The following is a 21,271-nucleotide window of genomic DNA, read 5'->3' as shown; positions in this document are numbered from 1 at the left end:
TCCATGTCCTCTCCCCATGCTCAAGCCGGCGCTGCGACGCCGCCCGATCCACGCCGCTGGGTGGCGCTCTTCGTGCTGCTCATCGCCAATTTCATGAACCTGATCGACGTTACCATCGTCAATGTCGCGCTCCCCTCGATGCGTACGGGGCTCGGTGCCTCGGATACGCAGATCGAATGGGTCATCGCGGCCTATATTCTCGCCTTCGCCCTTGGCCTGCTGCCCTTCGGCCGCCTCGGCGATATTCTGGGGCGCACGACGCTCTTTCTCTGGGGCGTCGCCGGCTTCACCGCGGCTTCCGCCCTTTGCGGTCTCGCGCCCAATATCGAATTCCTCATCGTCGCCCGCATCATTCAGGGCCTTGCCGGCGCCATGATGACCCCGCAGGTCCTCGCGATCGCGACCGTCACTTTCCCGCCACACGAGCGCGGCCAGGCCTTTTCGCTCTTTGGTCTTTCCGCGGGCCTTGCTTCGGTCTGCGGCCCGATCCTGGGTGGCGTGCTGATCTCGGCCAATCTTTTCGGCCTTTCCTGGCAGCCGATCTTCCTCGTCAATATCCCGATCGGCATCGCGGCCGTCGTCGCCGGCTGGTTCCTGATCCCGCGCCTGCCGGGTCATCCGTCGCTCAAGAACGACTATGTCGGCATTGCCCTCTTCGGTCTGGGCATCATGGCGGTGGTCTTCCCGATCGTCGAAGGCCGCGCCTATGGCTGGCCCGCTTGGTGCTTTGCCATGATCGTCGCCGGCCTTGCGCTCATCGTGGCCTTCGTTTTCTGGACCCGCCACCGCGCCGCCGCCGGCCAGTCGCAGCTTCTCAACTTCGACCTGATCACCAATCGTCAGTTCATGTTCGGCGCCTTGGTCGTCACCATCTTCGCTTCGGGTATTCCGGGTATGTTCATGGTGATTTCGCTGCTCCTGCAGGGCGGGTTCAATTTCACCCCGCTTGAATCAGGCCTCACCAATACGCCGTTCTCGGTTGGCGTCCTGATCGCCTCGCTCATCGCCGGCCGTTTTGGCGCCCACTATCTCCGCAGCCGCCTCGCTGCCGCTGGTGCGCTCCTTAGCTTCGGCATTGGCTGGCTGCATTTCTACATTGCCGGTGTTGGCGACACGATCGACCATTGGGCCTTCCTGCCGCCGCTCCTCATCGCGGGTATCGGCCTTGGCCTTGGTTTCTCCTCGCTCTTCCAGCTCGTTCTGGCCAATGTGCCTCAGCGCGATGCCGGTGCCGGCTCGGGCGCGCTCCAGGCGTTCCAGCAGGTGGGTGGCGCGCTTGGTGTGGCTATCATCGGCGAAATCTTCTTCACCCACCTCGGCAATTCTATGGCTACGGGCTCTGCACCGCACGCGGCTTTCGCAGATTCGACCGCCCTGGCGCTGTGGTATCAGGTGATCAGCTTCGGCCTCGTGCTCTTGCTGGCCTTTGCCTTCAAGCGTCCGGCTGCCCGGGCGCCGGGCGGCGCCCCGCAGCAGCATATCGCGATCGAAGTTTGATCTTTTGGGGGGGACGGCGGTGCGCTGCCGTCCCTCAGCTCGCCTTGAACAGCAGTTCCCAGGTCTGGAATAGCGCGAGGCAAATGACCAAGGTGCCGACCAGCAGCATCAAGCGCTTCGGTGGCAGGATGCGGACGATAAAGCCTGCCAATGGCGCCGCGATCACGCCGCCGACCACCAGCCCCGCCACTGACCAGAAATACTGATCGATCCCCTCGGCCTCGCTCCAGTGCCCGGTGAGAAGGGCGGTGATAAAGGCGATCGAAACCGCCGTCGTCACGAAGAACTCGACGGTGTTGACCGTGCCGACGATGTAGCGCGGCGCGCCGCCTGACCCGATGAGGCTCGAGGTCACGATCGGCCCCCAGCCGCCACCACCCGCGGCATCGACAAAGCCACCAGCGACACCAAGCGGCATGACGATCTTGGTCTGCGGTTCGCGATAGGCGCCCCGCACGCGCAACGCGCGATAGAGAATGAAGACACCAAGCAATCCGAGATAGCCGGTCACGAATGGGCGCAACACCGCACCATCGATCGCGGTCAGCACATAGGTGCCAAGCACGCCGCCGACGATCCCCGCCGGAGCGAGCCGCCAGAACAGCTTCCAATTGACGTTTCGATTGCGCACATGGCTCGTCGCCGAAGCGGCCGTCGTGAACATTTCGGCGGCATGGACACTGGCCGAGGCTGCGGCCGGCGGTACACCGAAGGAGAGCAGCATCGTCGAACTGACGACGCCATAAGCCATGCCAAGCGCGCCATCGACGATCTGGGCCAGAAAGCCCACCACGGCGAAAATGAAAAACTCCGAACCCAAAAGCATCCCCCAGCTTCAGTCGGTTTTGCAAACTGCGCCGGGGCAGATTCAGTTCCGGTGGTTACCCCCACCTAACCTCCCCCTGGCAGGGGGAGGGACTCGTCGAGTTTGCTTTGATGCCTGTGAGCCACTGGCAGATCCCTCCCCCTACCAGGGGGAGGCTAGGTGGGGGTAACCGCCTACCGAACGATCAGCGTACCCGCACCAAATTCGGTGAACAGCTCCACCAGCACCACATGCGGCTGCTTGCCATTGAGAATGACAACACCCTCAACGCCTGAATCGAGCGCCTCAAGACACGTTTCGACCTTCGGAATCATCCCGCCCGAAATCGTCCCATCCGCGATCAGCTTCTTGGCGTCGCTTACCGTCAGTTCGGGGATCAGCTTGCCGTCCTTGTCGAGCACGCCCGGCACGTCGGTCAGGAACAGAAGGCGCTTGGCGCCGAGCGAACCGGCAATGGCGCCGGCAAAGGTATCGGCATTGATATTATAGGTATTGCCATCGCGGCCGGGCGCCACCGGGGCGATCACCGGGATCATTTCCGAGCGGGCGAGAAGATCGAGGAGGGTCCGATCGACTTCAACGGGTTCGCCGACAAAGCCGAGATCGAGAACGCGCTCGATGTTCGAGCCGGGATCTTTCACCTTCTTTTCGGCCTTGCGGGCAAAGACCATATTGCCGTCCTTGCCGCAAAGCCCGATGGCCCATTCGCCTTCGGCATTGATCAGCGCGACGATTTCCTTGTTGATCGAACCGGCGAGCACCATCTCGACGATTTCCATCGTCCGCGCGTCGGTGACGCGAAGGCCGCCTTCGAACTTGGATTCGATGCCGAGGTTTTTCAGCATCGACGCGATCTGCGGACCACCGCCATGCACAACGATCGGATTGACCTTGGATTGCTTCAATAGCGCGATGTCGCGCGCAAAAGCCTGACCAAGCTGGGCGTCGCCCATGGCGTGGCCACCATATTTCACCACGACGGTCTTGCCCTCGTAGCGCTGCATATAGGGCAGGGCTTGCGCGAGGATGCCGGCATCGTGGCTGAAGCGATCGGTCGTGTTCTGGTCGGTCATGGGTCGACTGTTTCCTCGGGAAAGACCTGCGGACGGGCAAGGGTCTAGTGCATTTTGTCGTCCGTTTAAATGATTGGACGCGACAAAATCGTGGCCGATGATCCATTTCCTCCACAATTGCGTTGTCCGTGCTGCGAGTGCGTGGAAAGATGCTCGCATGGAGGAGCCGGAACGTCATTCCGGACATTTGCCGATGCAAGCTGAAGCCCGCGACATTGCGGACCTAATCTCTCGTTGTGCCTTGCGCGACCGTGTCGCTTTTCGCTCACTTTACGATAGGACAAGCGCGAAACTTTTCGGTGTAGTTCTGCGTATTTTAAAAGACAGAGCCGAAACCGAGGAAGCGATCCAAGAAGTCTACGTCAAGATCTGGCAAAAAGCCGATCGATATGTCTCAAGCAATACCAGCCCCATTAGCTGGCTTTGCGCCGTCGCCCGCAATCACGCCCTCGATATCATCCGGGCGCGGCGTCCGATCAGTGAAGACATAGACGTTGCCCTTGATATCCCCGATCTCAGTCCTGACCCTGAACGGCAGGCGGAAGCAGCCGAAGATGGCGCGCGTATCGAGGTTTGCCTCGCAACGCTCGATCCCGATCGTGCCGATGCGGTGCGTGGGGCCTATCTTGATGGCTTCAGCTACGAGGAATTGGCAGTCCGCCATTCCGTGCCGGTCAACACGATGAGAACATGGCTGCGCCGCAGCCTCATAAAGTTACGAGAGTGCCTGACGACATGACCGAGCAAGATTTTACAGAAGAGGACCAGGGCCGCGCCGCGATCGCCGAATACGTCCTCGGCTTGCTTGGCCCCAAGGCTCATGCCGAGATGACACGGCGGATCGAGCAGGATGCTGCCCTCCAGCGCGAACGCGATTTCTGGGTCCAGCGCTTTGCCTATCTCGACAATCAGGTCGAGCCTGTCGGCCCACCGGCCCATATCTTTTCCGATCTCGAAACGAGACTTTTCGGCGCTCAAAAGCGCGCTTCCCTTTGGGATAGCCTTGCCCTGTGGCGGTCCGTCGCCGCCGTCGCTCTGGCCGTTGCCGCTATTGCCGTCGGGTTCAGCACGCTCCAGCCCCGCCCCGATTCCGGCCAGCTCGCCAATCAGCTCGTCGCCGCGCTCCAGGCTGAAGGCAGCGATGTCGAATTCGTCGCCCTCTATGACGGCACGGGCGCTGTTCGCCTCACTTCGCTCTCCGGTCACTCCGTACCGGGCAGCGATTATGAACTCTGGGCCATCCAGGGCGGTCACGACCCCATTTCGATGGGTCTCGTCCCGATCGACGCCCGCACGACGGTCGAACTCACCGACGCCGTCCGTTCCGGCTGGGGCGAAGGCTCCGTCCTTGCCATAACCCTGGAACCCGCCGGCGGCGCCCCCAACGGCGTCCCCACCGGCCCAATCGTCGCGCAGGGCGCCGTCACGAAGATCTAGCCGAGCGCATTTGCGCGCTCGTTAGCCCAGCTCTCCTCACGATCGTCATCTTTTCACCAGCCGTCACCACCCGGACAAGCCGGGTGGTGACGGCTGCTCATCTCTCCATTTTACTCGCCGATGCACGAAGCAATGGTGCCTTGTTCCAACGCGCGCACTCAGCCCCGTTGCTGAACAACACCCACGTCCCCCACGTCATTCCCGCGAAAGTGGGAATCTCCCTTCCCGAAACCCGGATTCCCGCTTTCGCGGGATTGACGCTGCGGGTGGGGTGATAGGGTTCAAACGGCCCCGAGTGCGTAGTCTCCAATCGGGACAACCCGAACAACTCCATCCTTGATACTTCCCCACCCACCGCCTTTCCCTCGGGCTTGACCCGAGGGCCTCTGTGGGACCCACCAACATCTAGGCTTGTGCGAGCGGCCTTCGGGTCAAGCCCGAGGGAAGCGCCGTGGATCAGGAGAGATAGGTGCGAGGTCGTGCACGTCTAAGAAGCCTCAGCTGCTTCCACGCCTCTCGACGGCATCCGCCCCCATTCCTGAACAAACCCGCACGGCGGCCGTCGCCAAAAAGTTTCACTAACTTTCTCGCAAAAACACTGAAACTCGCGAAAACTGATCCGAAAATTCCTTCGTATCTCTCCATGTCCCGACGATGAACGGGAACAGAATTACACAGGAAGGAACTTTCATATGACCATTTCTCTTCGTGCTCTCTCCGTTGCAGCCGTTCTCTCGTTTGGCGCTCTCACCGGCACCGCAGCATTTGCGCAGGACAACCCGATGGTTGGCGGCGCAGCAATGTTTGCTGACAAGAACATCGTCGAAAACGCTGTGAACTCTGCTGATCACACGACGCTCGTTGCTGCCGTCAAGGCTGCCGGCCTCGTTGAAACCCTCTCCGGCCCGGGCCCATTCACCGTTCTCGCCCCGACCAACGAAGCATTTGACGCTCTGCCAGCCGGCACTGTCGAAACGCTCCTGAAGCCAGAAAACAAGGATCAGCTCACCAAGATCCTGACCTGCCACGTTATCCCGGCCAAGGCTCTCTCGACCGATATCGTCTCGATGGTTGAAGCTGATGGCGGCGAACATGTCGTCGACACCGTTGGTGGCTGCAAGCTGACCCTTAAGGCTGCTGATGGCAAGGTTACCGTGACCGACGAAAACGGCACCGTTGCCAATGTCACCATCGCCGACGTGATCCAGTCCAACGGCGTGATCCATGTCATCGACAAGGTTCTCACCCCCAAGATGTAATCTCAACTGGGTCGAAGGGTGCATTCGGCAATGAGTGGCTCCACTCCCCGGCCTGAATGCGTAACCCGTCCACGCCGACCCTCATGAGGTGATGAGGCTTCGCTCCCCCCGGTGCGAAGCCTCTCTATTTTTTGACGCATCAGCGCCCCGACGATCGGCTAAGATGCGCCTGTGCTCGAAAGGATTTTACCATGCAGATCTCTCGTCGCAGTTTTCTTGCTGCCGGCTCGGCCGTGGCCGCGATTTCGGCGCTGACGCTTTGGCGCACGGGCGATCAGCCGAGCGCTGCCGAAGGCGATTTTCCCTTCAAGCTCACCGATGCGGAATGGAAGGCCAAGCTCGACCCCGCTGCCTATGACGTTCTGCGTCACGAAGGCACAGAGCGACCCTTCACGTCTCCGCTCAATGACGAGCATGACACGGGCGTCTTCCACTGCGCCGGTTGCGACCAGGCTTTGTTCAAGTCGGAAACCAAGTTCGACAGTGGCACCGGTTGGCCCAGTTTTTACGATTTTATTCCCGCTGCCATCGGCTCCACCGAAGACAACAGCTTTGGCATGACGCGCACCGAAGTCCATTGCAGCAATTGCGGTGGTCACCAGGGCCACGTCTTCAACGACGGTCCCGCGCCGACGGGCCTGCGCTATTGCATCAATGGCGTCTCGCTGAAATTCGTCGCCGCCTGATCGGCATGGCTGAGTTGAGCGGGCCGGAGTTGCACTTCCGGCCCGAGCTTTTATAGGTGGAGCATCCTGTTCAGCCCATTGGCTCCGATGCGCATCACCATCATTGAGACCGGTTACGTCCCCGAAGCTCTCCGTCCCGAATATGGCTCTTACCCAAAAATGTTCGAGCGTATGCTCGTCAGCATCGGTGACGATTTCAGTTTTGACGTCATCGCTGTCGACGATAACGGAATGCTACCGGATCCAGCGCAGTTGGACGCTATTCTGATCACCGGTTCACCCGCCGGCGTCTACGAAGATCACGCCTGGCTGCCCCCGCTCCGCGATTTCATCCGCAAAGCCTACGCCGCTCAAATCCCCATGCTCGGCGTCTGTTTCGGCCACCAGATCATGGCCGATGCCCTGGGCGGAAAAGTCGAAAAATCCCATAAGGGCTGGGGACTTGGCCGCCACACCTACGAGGTCAAAACCCGTCCCGGTTTCATGCCCGATGCGCCCGAAACCCTCTCTATCGCCTGTTCGCACCAGGATCAGGTTGTCGAGGCGCCAACAGCGGCCGAAGTCATCCTAGGCTCGGACTTTACCCCTAATGCCGGCCTCCTCTACAAAACGGGAAAAGCCCTGAGTTTTCAGCCACATCCGGAGTTTGTGGATAGCTATGCCGAGGCGCTCGTCGATCTCCGGCGCGGCATCGCGCCAGATGAAGTTGTCGAGACAGGTTTCAAGTCATTCGACAAGCAATCCGACAGTTCTCGGGTGGCCAATTACATTGGCGCCTTCTTCCGTAACAACGCGTCATAACTTATGTGAAACAGCGTATTAACTAAGAAGGTTCATCTTTGCAGGCATGCCCTAGCGTCAAGGTCTGCAAATATGTTTGGCTTCAATAGGTTATCCATCACCAAAAAGCTCCTCATCGTCTTTATAGGCTTTGGTGTTATCGTCGCCGCCCTCGGTGGCATGGCTCTTTTCAGCGCCAAATCACTTGCCGATCGTGGCGACGAAGTCGGCACCAGTTTCGCGCCCCACATCAAGGCGGCGATGGAAATCAAGCTGAACACGACAGCAGCCCATCTTCAGTTCGAAGAGATCATGGGCGGCGACGAAACCGAAGATATTGCAGAGGTTTGGGCCAAACTCGACCGCGCCGAATTCTATCTGCGCGCTATCCAAAATGGCGCCACGAGCGGCGACGAAGCCTATCTCGCCTCGACCGACGAAGGCGTCCAAGCCGCCATTCCCAAGGTCGCGGAGGCGCTCAGCGCGTTCCGCGCCGCCGGTGAGCAGCGCTATGCCGCGCGCGGCAATGGCCAAGAGGGCGTTGGATCAGCCGCCGACGCGGCATTCGACGCAGGCTATGATCGCGTCATCAACGAAGCGACAAGCCTTGAAAGTCTCGTCCATGCGGACTTGCAGGCAGGACTTGATCGTCTCGAAACCGCTCAGGTCTTTGCGATCGCAACACTACTGCTCGCGGGGCTTGGCGCAGCAATCGGTTGCCTGACCGTCCTCGTATTTTTCCAAAAGGTCGTCGCAGCGCGGCTCGCACAACTCGTTGGCATTACTGCCCAATTGTCCAAAGGCAATACCGACATCGAAATTCCGGCGCAGAAGGTTTCGGACGAATTGACGGTGATGTTCGACGCCTTTGCCAGCTTCCGCGGCGCGCTGATCGAACAGGCCGAACTCGAGCGCACCGAGCAGGAGCGCAGCACGGAAAGCGGGCACCGCCGCCGTGCATCCGACCGGTTGACCGAAGACCTGCGCGAGACGCTGCAGGCCGTCATGGGTGGTCAGCTCGCCATGCGCGTTTCCGCAGATTACAGCCAGCCTGAACTCAGCGGTTTAGCCGGCGAGGTCAATTCTCTCCTTGATGCCGTCGACAAGGGCCTGACCGGTACCGGAAAGGTACTTTCGGCCCTGGCACAGGCCGATCTGACCAAGCGCGTCAATGGCGAATTCCGCGGCGCCTTTGCCGAATTGCAGCACAATACCAATGCAGTAGCGGACCGGCTCGGTGAATTGATGGGGCGCCTCAAGGATACTTCGCATCTCCTCAAGACAGCCACAGGCGAGATCCTCGCTGGCTCGAACGACCTTGCCGAACGCACCAGCCGCCAGGCGGCCATGGTGCAGCAGACGACATCAACCGTGGCTGGCCTTTCAGGCACCGTGACCGAGAATGCAAAGCGTGCCGTCGAGGCTAATCGCTCCGTCAACGATGCCTCGCGCATTGCGGTTGAAAGCGGCATTGCGATGGAATCTGCCAATGCCGCCATGCAGCAAATTTCGACTTCGTCTTCCAAGATCTCCAACATCATCGGCATGATCGACGACATCGCCTTCCAGACCAATCTCCTCGCGCTCAATGCGTCGGTTGAAGCGGCGCGGGCAGGGGAGGCGGGCAAAGGATTTGCCGTGGTTGCCGTCGAAGTGCGACGCCTTGCTCAATCTGCCGCCGAGGCGTCCTCGGAGATTAAGCAGCTTATCGAAATCTCTGCCGGCGAGGTCCATGCCGGCACCGAAGTCGTGATGCAGATCGCCGGACAGATTTCCTCGCTCAATCTTTCGGTCAAGGAAAGCGCCAAGCTGATCGGCGAAATCGCCGAAGCGAGCCGCGCTCAGGCGCAGTCGATCGGTGAGGTCAGCGTCGCCGTGCGGCAGATGGATGAGATCACCCAGCATAATGCTGCGCTGGTGGAAGAAACCAATGCGGCTATCGAGCAGACCGAGGCACAGGCTGAAGAACTCGATCAGATCGTCGCGGTCTTCGATATCGGCGACACACGCTCCGCAACGCGCTACGCTGCCTGAAATTAGCCGCAGCTTCAAAAGAAAGCCCCGCGGGTCAGAGGACCGGCGGGGCTTTTGCATGTCAGGTGCTGCTGCTCGCGAGCAGCATGGCGATTTCGGTGCGCAATTCCTTGATCCCCGTGCCTTTTTCGCTTGAGGTAAGCAACACATGGGGGTGCGAGGCGGGGCGCTTGGCGATCGACCAGCGCGTCAATTCCAGCGCCTTTTCGACATCGGCCGAATTCGGCTTATCCGCCTTGGTCAGCACGACTTGGTAGCTGACGGCGGCGCGGTCGAGCTCGTTCATGACGCTGAGGTCATTGTCCTTGGGGCCATGACGGCTATCGATCAGTACATAGACGCGGCGCAGCGTGGCGCGGCCGACGAGGTACTGATGGACCAGCTTGGTCCAGGCCTTCACCTTCGGCTCTGGCGCCTTGGCATAGCCATAGCCCGGCATGTCGACGATGCGTAGGTTTTCGCTCTGGCTCTCGAAGATGTTGAGTTCCTGCGTTCTGCCGGGCGTGTTGGAAGTGCGCGCCAGGTTGGACGTGCCGCAAAGCGCGTTGATCAGGCTCGATTTGCCGACATTGGAACGGCCGGCAAATGCGATTTCGACGCGGTCCATCGGCGGCAGGTCGGCAAGGCTGACGCAGCCCTTGGTGAAGAGGATCGGGCGCGCAAACATCAGGCGGCCGCGTTCGATGAGGTCGGTTGGGTAATCGATTTCGGTCATGTGGTCCTCGGCCTCAAAGACGAGGGCCCGCTGGTTTTCCAGCGGGCCCCGTATCGTGCGGGAATGTCGTTAGTTCTTGGAATTTTCAGCCGGTTTAGGCTTCTTGCGGAAGGTGTCGAGGATGTTCCCAAAAAGGTTCACCTCGGCGCCGTGGCGCTTCATGATCACCCATTGCTGGGTCACCGACAACGTATTGTTCCATGCCCAGTAGATCACGAGACCAGCGGGGAAGGCGCCGAGCATGAAGGTGAAGATGATCGGCATCCAGTTGAAGATCATTGCCTGGGTCGGATCCGGCGGCGGCGGATTGAGCTTCATCTGCACCCACATGGTGATGCCCATGATCACAGGCCACACGCCAAGGTGGAGGAAGGAGCCAACGACCGGAAGAACGGTCGGATTCCACGGGATCAGGCCAAAGAGCGTGAAGATATTGGTCGGATCGGGCGCGGCCAAATCCTGAATCCAGCCGAAGAACGGCGCGTGCCGCATTTCGATGGAGATGAAGATAACCGTGTAGAGCGCGAAGAAGACCGGGATCTGGATCAGGATCGGCCAGCAACCAGAGAGCGGATTGATCTTTTCCTTCTTGTAGAGCTCCATCATCGCCTGCTGCTGAGCAGCGCGATCTTCCTTGAGACGCTCCTGGATCGCCTTCATTTCCGGCTGCACGCGGCGCATGGCGGCCATGGAGGCATAGGACCGGCTGGCCAGCGGGAAGAAGATGGCCTTGACGATAATGGTCACGGCGAGAACCGCGAGACCGAAGTTGCCGAGGAGACCATAGAGCGTCACCAGCAGCCAATGCATCGGCTTGGTGAGGAAGTGGAACCAACCCCAGTCGATCAGGAGTTCAAGGCGATCAAAGCCATGCTCGGTCTGATAGGCCGAGATGACGTGATCTTCCTTGGCGCCGGCAAAGACGAAGCTTTCGCTCGATGCGGTGCCGCCGGCCGGCACGACGACCGGCTGGGTTTCGACATAGTTGGTCTGGTAGATCGGGGTCGTGCCCTGGGTCGAATAGGCAAATCGCGCATTGATGCCAGCACCCGGCTGAGGCAGCACGGCGGTTGCCCAATACTTGTCGGCGATTCCGAGCCAGCCAGTGGTCGAGGCGAAGTCGACCTGCTTGTCGTTTTGCAGATCGTGGTACTTGCGCGAGACGTAGTTGTTGTTGCCGAGAACGCCGATCGGGCCTTCATGCTGGATGAAGAAGTTCTGGACCGGCGGAGTGCCCTGACGAACGACGCGGGCATAGGGGAAAAGCGACACATCGCCCGCACCGGTATTTTCGACCGACTGGGTAATGGTGAAGAGATAATGCTCATCAAGCGCAATGGTGCGTCGGAAGATCAGGCCTTGGCCATTGTCCCAAACCAGCGTCACAGGCGTCGCAGCGGTCAGTGTCGTCGCGCCGTTTTCGACAGCCCAGACTGTATTGGAATCAGGCAGAGCGACAGTCGCGCCGGCCGCAGGAGCCCAGCCATGCTCGACATAATAGCCGCCGGGGGCGCCCGAGGGGCTGAGAAGCGTGATGATCGGGGATTCGGGATCGACCGTTTCGCGATACTTTTCGAGGCGGAGATCATCGATGCGCGCGCCGGTCAGGTTGATCGAGCCTGCGAGATCTTCGGTGTCGATGGCGACGCGGGTCGAAGCAGCGAGGGCGCTGGCACGATCGGCAAAGGTCTGAGCGCTGGCGGGCTGAGCGGGCGTTGCTGCCGACACAGTGCCATCGGGGTTGGCGGCCGGGACGGCCAGCGCTTCCTGTTCGGCCTGCTGTTCAGCGGCGATCCGAGCTTGCTGCTGCGCACGCTCCATTTGCGGTCCGGCAACGAGGAACTGCCAGCCGAACAGCACGAGCATGCTGAGCACGACGGCGAGAATCACATTGCGATTGTCTAGGTTCATGATGTCGATTTCCGTGGGCCGCGCCCGGGCCGTATCCGATTGTCGTCCGCTTCCGTGTCATGCACGCGGGCGATAAGACCGCTAAGGTCGGTGATCATTTTGGCAAAGGGCCTGCTCAGGGCCTCGCGCCTTGCCAGCAGCACATAGTCGTGTCCGGGCCGAAAGTCATCTGCGCAAGCTGCCGCAGCCGCCCGCAGGCGACGCTTCATGCGATTGCGCTCCGGGGAATTGCCCACCTTCTTGGTGACGGTGAACCCGACGCCAGGCAGCGCATCCTCGACGGGTGCAACCTGCATTCCAAACGCAGAGCGCCCGGCGCGATTGCCCCGGGCTGCCCTCAAAAACTGCGAGCGCCGCTTGAGGCGGCGCAATGTCGCTTCCGCTGGAGCGTCGGCCGTCATCCGGCCAACAGCCTTAGGCCGAGAGCTTCTTGCGGCCGTCGCGACGGCGGCGGTTCAGAATCGCACGGCCGTCCTTGGTGGCCATGCGGGCGCGGAAACCGTGACGGCGAGCACGCACGAGCTTGGAAGGCTGGTAAGTACGCTTCATGACTTTTAACCGCGCAACCGCACGGTTCCTCTATTGCTGGCGCTTCTCGCGCATAAAACTTATCCGGCCGGCAGGGCAGAGCGCGCCAGCTTTGTTCGAGGGGTCTATAGGGAAAACCAGCCGCCAAGTCAACGCGGCAAGGCCTGTTCTCTTGCGCTTTCGGGGCGGTTGTAAAGCCGGGCAGGGAACAGCATAAGTGCAGGCATTATTCAGCCTGCGGCGGAGCTTTGCCCGTGTCCACTCCTCCTGATCTTTGCATCATCGGTGCCGGGAGCCTCGGCGTCGAGCTCGCGCTCTATGCTCGTCGTCTTGGCGCCAACGTGGTTCTGGCCGATCGCGGCGCGCCCGAGCCGGGCGATGCCGCTCATCTTTCCCTGCGCAAGGCCGCCTTGGCGGAAAGCGCCCGGCGTGTCGAAGATATACGCAGGGCACCCGATCTCGGCATTGGTGCGTCCGAGTTCAAAGTCTCGCTCAAACAGATCAGCGAGCTCGCCACCAAGCTCGTTGAAGACCGCATGCGCGCGACTGCGCCGGAAATTCTCACCGCACGTGGTGTCACGGTGATGCGTGGGGATGTCAGGTTCATCGATGCGCGGTCGCTGGTGATCGGCGATATAACAATCAAACCGCGTGGGGTGATCATTGCCATAGGTGGCCTGCCCGTCGTTCCTGATCTCGAAGGTTTGGCAGATGTGTCTGCCTTCACCACCGATTCCATCCTCGAGAATCAGCGCAAGCTGACGCACCTCGTTATCGTCGGCGGCGATGCCAGCGCATTGGAGCATGCCCAAATCCAGCGCCGGCTTGGCGCCGAGGTGACACTGGTACCGCACGGCGAACTGCTTCCGGGCTTTGATCCCGAGGCGGTATCACTGCTGCTGCGCGCGCTCCGGGAAGAAGGCATTACCATCCATGAAGGGGCGCGTGTTTCCGCAATAAAGAAGCGGTCACAGGGAATCGGCGTGGAAATTGCCGGGCCAGATGGCACGACTGACGCACTCGACGCCTCGCATCTGCTGATTTCGATGGGTAGAGAAGTCGATCTCGACGCACTCGACATCGCCAAGCTGAAGCTCAAGCCGAGCTCAGCGTCGATTGGGTTCGTCCGCGGTGCCCTTGGCGCCTCGTCCTCGCGCTTCGTGCGATTTGCCGGCTATGCTGCAGGCCGCGCTGAGTGGTCCGAGGCCGTGGCCGAAGGCCGGGCGGCAGTCGAAGCCGCGCTTGGGCGTAGCTCTCCGCCATCTCTGCGCATACCGCGGACTGTTCTCACCGAGCCCGCACTGGCCGAAATCGCTCCGGCTGGCCTTGGGCGAAAAGGCGGCAATGAATCGATCCTCCGCGAAAACCTCGCGGAAAACGACCGCGCCGCTGCGATGGGCCAGGGCTCCGGCCTTCTCAAAGTCAGCGTGAGCGAAAGCGGCCAGATTGGGCGCGCGACTATTCTGGGGCCAGACGCCGCCGAATTGGCCGGCGTGCTGTCGCTCGTCGCGGATCGCAAAGGCGGTCTGCTCGAACTGGCCCGGCTGCCCATGCCGCGTCCCAGCCTAATGGAGGTTCTTTCACGACTTGGAGAGAACTATTTGCCCGCTCAAGACGTATCAAAGAGAGGGCAGGGCGGTCGCGCGATCCGTCGTCTGTTCGAGCGGTAGGTTGAGGGGCTGACGCCCAAGCCCGTCATCTCCTATGATCGAGCTGCGATGACAGACGAATCCAATGTGACACCGGCCCGTTTTTTCGGCCTCTCCAACAAGCTGATCGCGACGATCATCGCCGTGATTCTGCTTGTCGAAATCATCATCTATCTGCCCTCGCTCGCCACCTATCGCGCGTCTTGGCTCGATGATCGTTTGCGCGTCGGCATCGTCGCGGCGCGTGTTCTCGATGCCGTGCCTGATGTCATGTCGCTGCCGCGCAATCTGACCGATCGCCTTCTGACGTCTGCAGGCGCTAACGCCATCGTCTATCGCCGCGAAGGCCAGAGCCAGCTCATTGAACTTGCCGATCCGGTGACCCCTGAGCGCGTGGTTACAGCCGATATGCGCCAGCGCGATCTGCCGAGCCTCATTGTGGGGGCGCTCGATACGCTCTTTGCCGGCCCCGGACGCACGCTCCGCATCATTGGCGAGGGCGATCTCGAAGAGGCTCAGGTCGAGATTCTGATGTCGGAGCGGCCACTGCGGGCGGACCTCATCGATTATTCGCGCAATATCGTGCTGGTTTCTCTGGGCATCGCGGCCGTCACCGCTTTCGCGCTCTATATGCTCGTGAGCCAGCTTTTCATCCTGCCGGTCCAGCGGTTGACCACCAATATCCTCCGCTTCCGCAAGGCGCCTGAGAACGCAACGCTCATCCTCGATCCGACTTCGCGGCGCGATGAAATCGGGGTTCTCGAACACGAACTATCGGCGATGGAGAGCGAGCTTTTCAGCATGCTGCGCCAGCAAAGGCACTTGGCCGATCTCGGCCTTGCGGTCGCCAAGATCAATCATGACCTGCGCAATACGCTGACCTCCGCTCAGCTTCTGTCCGATCAGGTGGCGACTTTGGACGATCCCAAGGTCCAGCGTCTCGCGCCACGTCTCGTGACGACGCTCGACCGCGCCATCGGCTTTGCTCAATCGGTGCTCGATTATGGTCGCGAGGCCACCAGCGTGCCGCAGCCTGCGCCCGTGCAACTCAAGGCGCTGATTGAGGATGCCGCGTTCGAGGCGCACCTCGCGGGTCATCCCACGATTGCTTTCGATCTTGCAGCGCCGGGTGAGGTCTCCGTCTTTCTCGATGCGGGGCAGATGACGCGTGTTTTCGTCAATCTCCTCAAAAACGCCCGCGAGGCTCTGGAAGCGACGCAGCAGACGTCCGGCCAGAAAATCACCGCGACCGTCACGCTGACCGATACACAGGCGATCGTGTTCATCAGCGACAATGGCCCCGGCCTGCCGCCTCGTGCCAAGGACAATCTCTTCGTCGCCTTCGAAGGCTCTGCGCGTGCGGGCGGCACAGGTCTTGGCCTTGCCATCGCTCGTGAACTCACCGAGGCCAATGGCGGCACCTTGCGCTACATCGACAGCGCCGAGCCGGGCACCCAGTTCGAGTTGACGCTTCCAAGAGATATTCACAGCCTCTGACAGCTTCGCTTAAAAAGTGCGTGTCACACGCTTGCAATGCGCAAAGCACCACTATATGGGTTGCCTCGCTTTCGGGGAGAGCGAAGTTGCTCCCCACCGAATAGCATCCGCCATCGTGCGGTATGCGCGCCCGTAGCTCAGCTGGATAGAGCACCAGACTACGAATCTGGGGGTCAGGAGTTCGAATCTCTTCGGGCGCGCCATTTCTTTGCACTGCCAGCAAGGAACTCTTTTCCAGACAGTCTCATCATAAATTGCGTGCAATATCAGTCCTGCGCGCCAGTTGCGTGACGTAAGCCCGCGCGAAATGTCACGCCATCGCAGCTAGGGCGAGGTTGCTGCAGTTGAGGCGTCTGTCTGGGAATAGCGGACCGCGCCTATCTTCTCGCTGCCCGCAGAAAACATCTGTCGCGATAATCAAAAAGCAGGACTGGGTACTACCCGTCCTGCTCCTTCATACAAAAGTCCAAGCGGGCTAGCCACTTGGAGATCGTGCGGTCGGTCTATCGGCCGTAGGGATCCCAGCCGTTCGCCTGGAACAGGGCGATGATATAGCCATAGCAGAAAGCGAATGCTGTCTCGAATGGCGCTTGCCCATCGATCTCCGGCACATGGTCCGGCATGATCATGCAGTCGACGCCGGATTCTTTGTACACGCGCAGGCTGTGGGCCATATCCATATCGCCATCGTCCGGGAAAACTTCTGTAAACGAGAAGCGCTTCCCCTTGATGTTGCGGAAGTGGACGTTGAAAATCTTTCCGCGTGTACCGAACCAACGAATGACGTCAGCAATCTCCTCGCGTGGATTTTCGAGGCTCTCACCGATCGTGCCCTGGCAGAAGTTCAGCCCGTGATAGGGGCTCTCGGCGATAGACACGAAGCGCTTCAGCCCCTCGACATGTGAGATGACGCTATCTTCGATGCCGCGATAATTCGGGGGCGTCATCGGATCATTTGGATGGCACGCGAGGCGAACCTTGTTGGCCTCGGCCACTGGAATAACGCGTTCGAGGAAGTAGGTAATGCGTTCCCAGAATTGGTCCGCAGTCACCCGTCCGGCGGATGTCAGATCGTCGGCATTGGTAATCTGATCAGCGCGGAATGTCGGCACCAGCGCGCCGCCACGTCCGCGTTCAGATTGCGTTCGGGGAACGCCCAAATAGCTGAAATTGTATTTGGCCGAGTGGACGCCGAGCGCTGCGAGGTCTTCGATAAGCCGACAAATCCCCTCGATCTGACGATCGCGCTCGTCGCCCTGTCCAAGGACGATGGCAGGCGAACTCACTTTATCGATGTTTTGAGTATCGATGTTCAGCGAGGCGAGCGGGAGTTGCACCATGTCCAGCTTGAGGCCGCCAGCATCGACGCGCTCGATATGGCGCGCCAGCAGGTCACGCGTCCAATCGCGTGGCGCACCGATGGGATCAATGCAGACATGATAAAGCCCAAGCTGGGCGAGCTGGCGCAGATGGGCGTCGCCAAATTCCTCGAGCATGCCGCCGCTTAGCTGGGTGCCAACATACATGTTTAGTGTCCTTCAACTATGGAAGTGCGGTCTCGCCACGGCGCCGAGACAGGCTTGATGGCTGTGGCGGCAACACACGCTTGAGTGGGGCAATTGCGAGACTCTCCGGCTAAGAGCCAGAGAGTCTGCCCGCGGCTCACAGGGAGGCAAAAGCCGCAGGATGAGGGTTAGGCGACTTTGGCGATCAGCGCCTTGAGTTCGTCCATTTCGGTCGCGGTCAGGTTAGTGAGAGGTGGACGAACGGGGCCCGCGATGCGTCCACGTGCTTCAAGACCCGCCTTGATGATCGAAACGGCATAGCCCTTCTTGCGATTGCGCAGCGCAACAAGCGGGAAGAAAAAGTCTTTCAGGATTTGGTCGGTCGTCGCTTTTTCGCCAGCGCGCAGGGCCGAGTAGAACTTTTGGGCAAGCTCTGGCACGAAGTTGAAGACGGCTGAAGAATAGGTGGTAACGCCGGCAGAGAAATAGGCCTGAGCATAGAGCTCATGGGTCGGCATGCCGCCGATATAGACCAGGCGATCCTGAAGCTTGGTCGTGATCTCGATGACGCGATCGACCTCCCCATGTCCGTCTTTGAAGCCGATCAGATTGGGGCACTGATCGCACAGACGCTGTAGGCTATCGGCAGAGAGAATGATGTTGTCGCGATTATAAACGACGACGCCAATGCCGACCGCATCGCAGACAGCCTTTACGTGAGCGACCAAACCGTCTTGTTCGGCAAACATCAGATAGGGCGGAAGCAAGAGTATGCCGTCAGCGCCCGCAGCCTCTGCCGCCTTTGCCATTTCAACCGCCATTGCGGTGCCATAAGCGGCGCCGCCGACGATGGGGGTATTGGTTGACGTTGCCTTGGCGACCTTCGTTACGTAGGCGACTTCTAGCGGCGTGAGGGAAAAGAGTTCACCGGTACCGCCCGGCGCAAAAAGCACTGAAGCCTTATAGCCATCGAGCCAGTGGATATGTGCACGATAGGCTTCCTCATCGAAAGCAAGGTCCTTGGTGAACGTCGTGACGGGGAAGGAGAGCAGCCCGCTGCCAAGTGCAACCTTGAGTTCGGAAGGCGTCATAACAAGATTCCTGAATAGGGTGAGTGAAGAGTTGGAAGATGGTGGAGCGGTTCAGCCGCTTTGCAATTCAAGCCTGGAGGAAGAAGGAACAGCGCGACGTGACTGCTTGCAAAGCCGCACCCTCATTTCGCGCTACCGAGTGTAGTTGAGCGTCGGCAGGGCAGGATATCGTGGAAGCAATCAGCATTTTGCACGTCAGATCGACGAGGTGGCTGGAGTCCAGCGCAGCCTTTGCGATGCTGAAAGAATGCCAAAAAAGGCGAAGTCATATCAACCTCCTGATATGAGGTATGACATAATATGAATTTATCGACGATGTCGAGAGGTCGTTGCCACTTAGCGTGCGAGGCGGCGATAGCGCTTCTGACTGCCAAGCAGATGTTCGCGCATGGAGAGCCGCGCAGCATCAGGATCCTGATCGGCAATGGCATCGAGGATGCGCTCGTGCTCTGCGACAACGCCGGCGAGATAAGCCGGATCTTTTGCACTTGGCAGGGTAGGGAACTGACTGCGCGGGATCGATGCAGGCCCAAACCGTTTCAGGCCATCGATGAAAAACCGATTGTTCGTCGCTGCCCCGATCGCGAGGTGAAATGCAAAATCTGCGTCAGTGGTCGGTCGATCCTCGATCACCCGATTCGCCATGTCATGGTGGGCTGCGCGGATAGCATTTTCTTGTTCAGCTGAGCGGCGATAGGCTGCAATTGCTGCCGCCTCGGTCTCAATGGCCATACGGAATTCGAGCATTTCGAGGGTCTGGGGAATGCTCTGAATCTCGCCGGGCGTAAGATCGATCATGGCAGGTCGCGTCTGCTCCGAGACGAAGATCCCCTTGCCCTGGATTGGGGTTACGAGCCCGGATGCGCGCAGCTCGGCGATGGCCTCTCGCACAACGGTGCGGCTCACTTCGAACTGTTGTTCCAGCTGTGGTTCGGTCGGCAGTTGAGAGCCGACGGGAAGCGCTCCAGAGGCAATTCGGCGACGCAATTCGTCCACGACAATCTGCGCCAAGCGCGGGCGGCGCCGCGTAACCACTTGTTCCACTTGGTCTCTCCCCTCAACAAACACCGGTATGTGACAGACTATTGCCATCCGCTTGGAAACGCCATAATCATAATACGACATACAACCGACATGCTATGGCGGATATGGTACAAGACGGAGGAGTCTTTATGAAGCATTTTTCAAAGCATCTGCTGGCAGGTGCCGCATTCGCCCTGATGAGCGCGGTGTCGCCTCTCGCATTCGCGGCTACCCCCGATGATCAACTCGTTATCGGTACATCCCTGGCCCAGGTTCTCTCTCTCGACCCGCAGCAGGGTACCGAGGTGAAGACCCAGGAAATCCTCGCCAATATCTATGATCGCCTGGTCGAGTTCAGCTCGGAGGACAACTATGCTGTCCGTCCTCAGTTGGCAGAAAGCTGGGACATCGATGATACCGGGATCACCTTTCATCTGCGGGACGCCAAGTTTACGTCCGGCAATCCGGTGCGTGCGCAGGACGTCGTCTATTCGCTCGTCCGCCTGATCAAGCTCGATCAGTCTGCTGCCGCGTCATTCAAGAATGCCGGCTACACCGCTGATCGTATCGAGAGCTTGGTCACTGCGGTCGATGACAAGACCGTTCGTATCGAAATGACCGACGGCGTCATCCCAGAATCCCTTCTCTACCGCCTGACAATGGGCACGGCGAGTGTCGTCGACAGCGTCGAAGTGCAAAAGCATGTCGTGAATGACGACTATGGCAACGAGTGGCTGCGGACCAATGCTGCAGGTTCCGGTCCCTTTACCCTCCGCCGTTGGACGCCCAATGACATTGTCCTCCTCGAAGCGAACGCCGATTATTGGGACGGTGCCCCGGCGATGCGCCGTGTTGCCATGCGTCACGCACCGGAAAGCCAGGCAGCTCGTTTGATGCTTGAGCGTGGCGATATCGATATCGCCAATGCGTTGACTGCGCCTGACGTGTTGGTCTTTGACGGCAAGGAAGGTTTTGAGATCGGCCAGAGCAAGACTGGTGGATTTTATGCCCTGGCGATGAATGCCGGTCGCGAGCCACTCAGCAATCCTCTGGTTCGTCAGGCCATTGCTTACGGCATTGACTACGAAGGCATCGCAAACACGATCCTTGGCCCATATGGACGTGCGCGCAATGTGCCGGTGCCAGAAGATTTTGAAGGCGCTATTGCCAATCCCGACTGGTCGTTCCAGCCCGAAAAGGCGCGCGCCTTGTTGGCCGAAGCCGGCTATCCCAACGGTTTCGACCTCACCATCAAGACCATTTCTCAGACCCCGCGCGTCGATATGGCAACCGCCATCCAGGCAAGCCTTTCCGAGATCGGCCTCAATGTTCGCGTCCAGCAGGGGAATGGATCAGACATCGTTGCTGCCCACCGTGCGCGCGACTTCGATCTGCTGATCCCACAGACTGGCGCATTCATGCCAACGGCTTTGGGTTCTATCGACAATTACGTCACCAATCCGGACAACTCGCTTGAAGCGAACAATGCCGGCAATTTTGTCTGGCGTTCTGACTGGGACATTCCTGAACTCAACGCTCTGCGCAACGAAGCAAATGGCGAGCGTGACGATGCGCGTCGTGCCGAGCTGATCAAGGAAATTCAGGAACTGTTCCTTGCCTCAAGCCCCGCAGTGATCCCGATGTTCGAACGGTTCGAGCCTTATGTGATCAATGCCAAGGTTCAGGGCTATGAAGGTCATCCCCTGTCCCTGACACGGCTTGAAGACGTAACAAAAAGCTCCGGCAACTAACGGACGAAC

General features: G+C 59.8%; 19 protein-coding genes and 1 tRNA gene. 11 read left to right on the top strand and 9 right to left on the bottom strand.

Translation table 11 applies throughout. The annotated features are described in order from the left end of the window. Positions 1–3: 3 nt before the first annotated feature. A complete protein-coding gene (locus tag ASE94_RS06805) occupies positions 4–1,497 on the top strand; it encodes a DHA2 family efflux MFS transporter permease subunit (RefSeq protein ID WP_082461008.1) in 1,494 nt (497 codons plus the stop codon). 34 nt (positions 1,498–1,531) lie between these two features. On the opposite strand, the gene ASE94_RS06800 is transcribed toward ASE94_RS06805, so the two are convergent. Beyond that, complete coding sequence (locus tag ASE94_RS06800) at positions 1,532–2,323, bottom strand: sulfite exporter TauE/SafE family protein (RefSeq protein WP_062629723.1); 792 nt, start codon at positions 2,321–2,323, stop codon at positions 1,532–1,534. Positions 2,324–2,496: 173 nt separating this feature from the next. Beyond that, positions 2,497–3,396 (bottom strand): acetylglutamate kinase, encoded by a 900-nt coding sequence (argB, locus tag ASE94_RS06795; protein WP_061908945.1) that lies wholly within the window; start codon positions 3,394–3,396, stop codon positions 2,497–2,499. Positions 3,397–3,553: 157 nt separating this feature from the next. Between argB and ASE94_RS06790 the strand changes: the two genes are divergently transcribed. From ASE94_RS06790 to ASE94_RS21465, 6 genes are all read left to right on the top strand, one after another. Next, positions 3,554–4,135 (top strand): sigma-70 family RNA polymerase sigma factor, encoded by a 582-nt coding sequence (locus tag ASE94_RS06790; protein WP_244483991.1) that lies wholly within the window; start codon positions 3,554–3,556, stop codon positions 4,133–4,135. Continuing rightward, entirely contained in the window at positions 4,132–4,833 is a 702-nt protein-coding gene (locus ASE94_RS06785) for an anti-sigma factor (RefSeq protein ID WP_062629722.1), read from the top strand. Before ASE94_RS06790 ends, ASE94_RS06785 begins: the two co-directional genes overlap by 4 nt. 692 nt (positions 4,834–5,525) lie before the next feature. Further along, on the top strand, positions 5,526–6,092 hold the full coding sequence (locus tag ASE94_RS06780; protein WP_062629721.1) for a fasciclin domain-containing protein: 567 nt from the start codon (positions 5,526–5,528) through the stop codon (positions 6,090–6,092). 197 nt (positions 6,093–6,289) lie between these two features. After that, the gene (msrB, locus tag ASE94_RS06775; protein WP_062629997.1) at positions 6,290–6,778 is read left to right on the top strand and encodes a peptide-methionine (R)-S-oxide reductase MsrB; all 489 of its coding nucleotides are present in this window, start codon (positions 6,290–6,292) and stop codon (positions 6,776–6,778) included. Between the two features lie 87 nt (positions 6,779–6,865). Beyond that, entirely contained in the window at positions 6,866–7,579 is a 714-nt protein-coding gene (locus ASE94_RS06770; RefSeq protein ID WP_062629720.1) for a gamma-glutamyl-gamma-aminobutyrate hydrolase family protein, read from the top strand. A gap of 72 nt (positions 7,580–7,651) precedes the next feature. Continuing rightward, complete coding sequence (locus ASE94_RS21465) at positions 7,652–9,592, top strand: methyl-accepting chemotaxis protein (RefSeq protein WP_062629719.1); 1,941 nt, start codon at positions 7,652–7,654, stop codon at positions 9,590–9,592. Positions 9,593–9,653: 61 nt separating this feature from the next. On the opposite strand, the gene yihA is transcribed toward ASE94_RS21465, so the two are convergent. The 4 genes from yihA to rpmH all read right to left on the bottom strand — a co-directional run bounded on the left by yihA (position 9,654) and on the right by rpmH (position 12,767). After that, on the bottom strand, positions 9,654–10,307 hold the full coding sequence (gene yihA, locus ASE94_RS06760) for a ribosome biogenesis GTP-binding protein YihA/YsxC (protein WP_062629718.1): 654 nt from the start codon (positions 10,305–10,307) through the stop codon (positions 9,654–9,656). A 69-nt stretch (positions 10,308–10,376) separates the two neighbouring features. Beyond that, positions 10,377–12,218 carry a membrane protein insertase YidC gene (gene yidC / locus ASE94_RS06755; RefSeq protein ID WP_062629717.1) on the bottom strand — a complete coding sequence of 614 codons (1,842 nt, stop codon included), beginning with the start codon at positions 12,216–12,218 and terminating at the stop codon, positions 10,377–10,379. After that, positions 12,215–12,619, bottom strand: coding sequence for a ribonuclease P protein component (rnpA, locus tag ASE94_RS06750; RefSeq protein ID WP_062629716.1), 405 nt, complete (start codon positions 12,617–12,619; stop codon positions 12,215–12,217). Before rnpA ends, yidC begins: the two co-directional genes overlap by 4 nt. 13 nt (positions 12,620–12,632) lie before the next feature. Next, positions 12,633–12,767: a 50S ribosomal protein L34 gene (gene rpmH / locus ASE94_RS06745; protein ID WP_035077916.1), complete on the bottom strand. Its 135-nt coding sequence runs from the start codon at positions 12,765–12,767 to the stop codon at positions 12,633–12,635. 233 nt (positions 12,768–13,000) lie between these two features. Between rpmH and ASE94_RS06740 the strand changes: the two genes are divergently transcribed. The 3 genes from ASE94_RS06740 to ASE94_RS06730 all read left to right on the top strand — a co-directional run bounded on the left by ASE94_RS06740 (position 13,001) and on the right by ASE94_RS06730 (position 16,095). Continuing rightward, on the top strand, positions 13,001–14,416 hold the full coding sequence (locus tag ASE94_RS06740) for an FAD-dependent oxidoreductase (RefSeq protein ID WP_062629715.1): 1,416 nt from the start codon (positions 13,001–13,003) through the stop codon (positions 14,414–14,416). 48 nt (positions 14,417–14,464) lie between these two features. After that, positions 14,465–15,892 carry a HAMP domain-containing sensor histidine kinase gene (locus ASE94_RS06735; RefSeq protein ID WP_062629714.1) on the top strand — a complete coding sequence of 476 codons (1,428 nt, stop codon included), beginning with the start codon at positions 14,465–14,467 and terminating at the stop codon, positions 15,890–15,892. Between the two features lie 126 nt (positions 15,893–16,018). Next, positions 16,019–16,095 (top strand) — tRNA-Arg (locus tag ASE94_RS06730). Positions 16,096–16,395: 300 nt separating this feature from the next. Here the strand turns inward: ASE94_RS06730 and ASE94_RS06725 are convergent. The 3 genes from ASE94_RS06725 to ASE94_RS06715 form a co-directional block, all read right to left on the bottom strand. Then, the gene (locus ASE94_RS06725; RefSeq protein WP_062629713.1) at positions 16,396–17,418 is read right to left on the bottom strand and encodes a mannonate dehydratase; all 1,023 of its coding nucleotides are present in this window, start codon (positions 17,416–17,418) and stop codon (positions 16,396–16,398) included. Positions 17,419–17,585: 167 nt separating this feature from the next. After that, the gene (gene kdgD / locus ASE94_RS06720) at positions 17,586–18,488 is read right to left on the bottom strand and encodes a 5-dehydro-4-deoxyglucarate dehydratase (RefSeq protein ID WP_062629712.1); all 903 of its coding nucleotides are present in this window, start codon (positions 18,486–18,488) and stop codon (positions 17,586–17,588) included. A gap of 336 nt (positions 18,489–18,824) precedes the next feature. Further along, on the bottom strand, positions 18,825–19,580 hold the full coding sequence (locus ASE94_RS06715; RefSeq protein WP_062629996.1) for a FadR/GntR family transcriptional regulator: 756 nt from the start codon (positions 19,578–19,580) through the stop codon (positions 18,825–18,827). 80 nt (positions 19,581–19,660) lie between these two features. Between ASE94_RS06715 and ASE94_RS06710 the strand changes: the two genes are divergently transcribed. Further along, positions 19,661–21,262 carry an ABC transporter substrate-binding protein gene (locus ASE94_RS06710; protein ID WP_062629711.1) on the top strand — a complete coding sequence of 534 codons (1,602 nt, stop codon included), beginning with the start codon at positions 19,661–19,663 and terminating at the stop codon, positions 21,260–21,262. Positions 21,263–21,271: the final 9 nt, after the last annotated feature.

This window comes from Devosia sp. Leaf64, from assembly GCF_001421945.1.
Classification (GTDB): Bacteria; Pseudomonadota; Alphaproteobacteria; order Rhizobiales; family Devosiaceae; genus Devosia.
The sequence above is the reverse complement of the archived record's forward strand: the minus strand, read 5'-3'. Positions and strand labels throughout refer to the sequence as shown.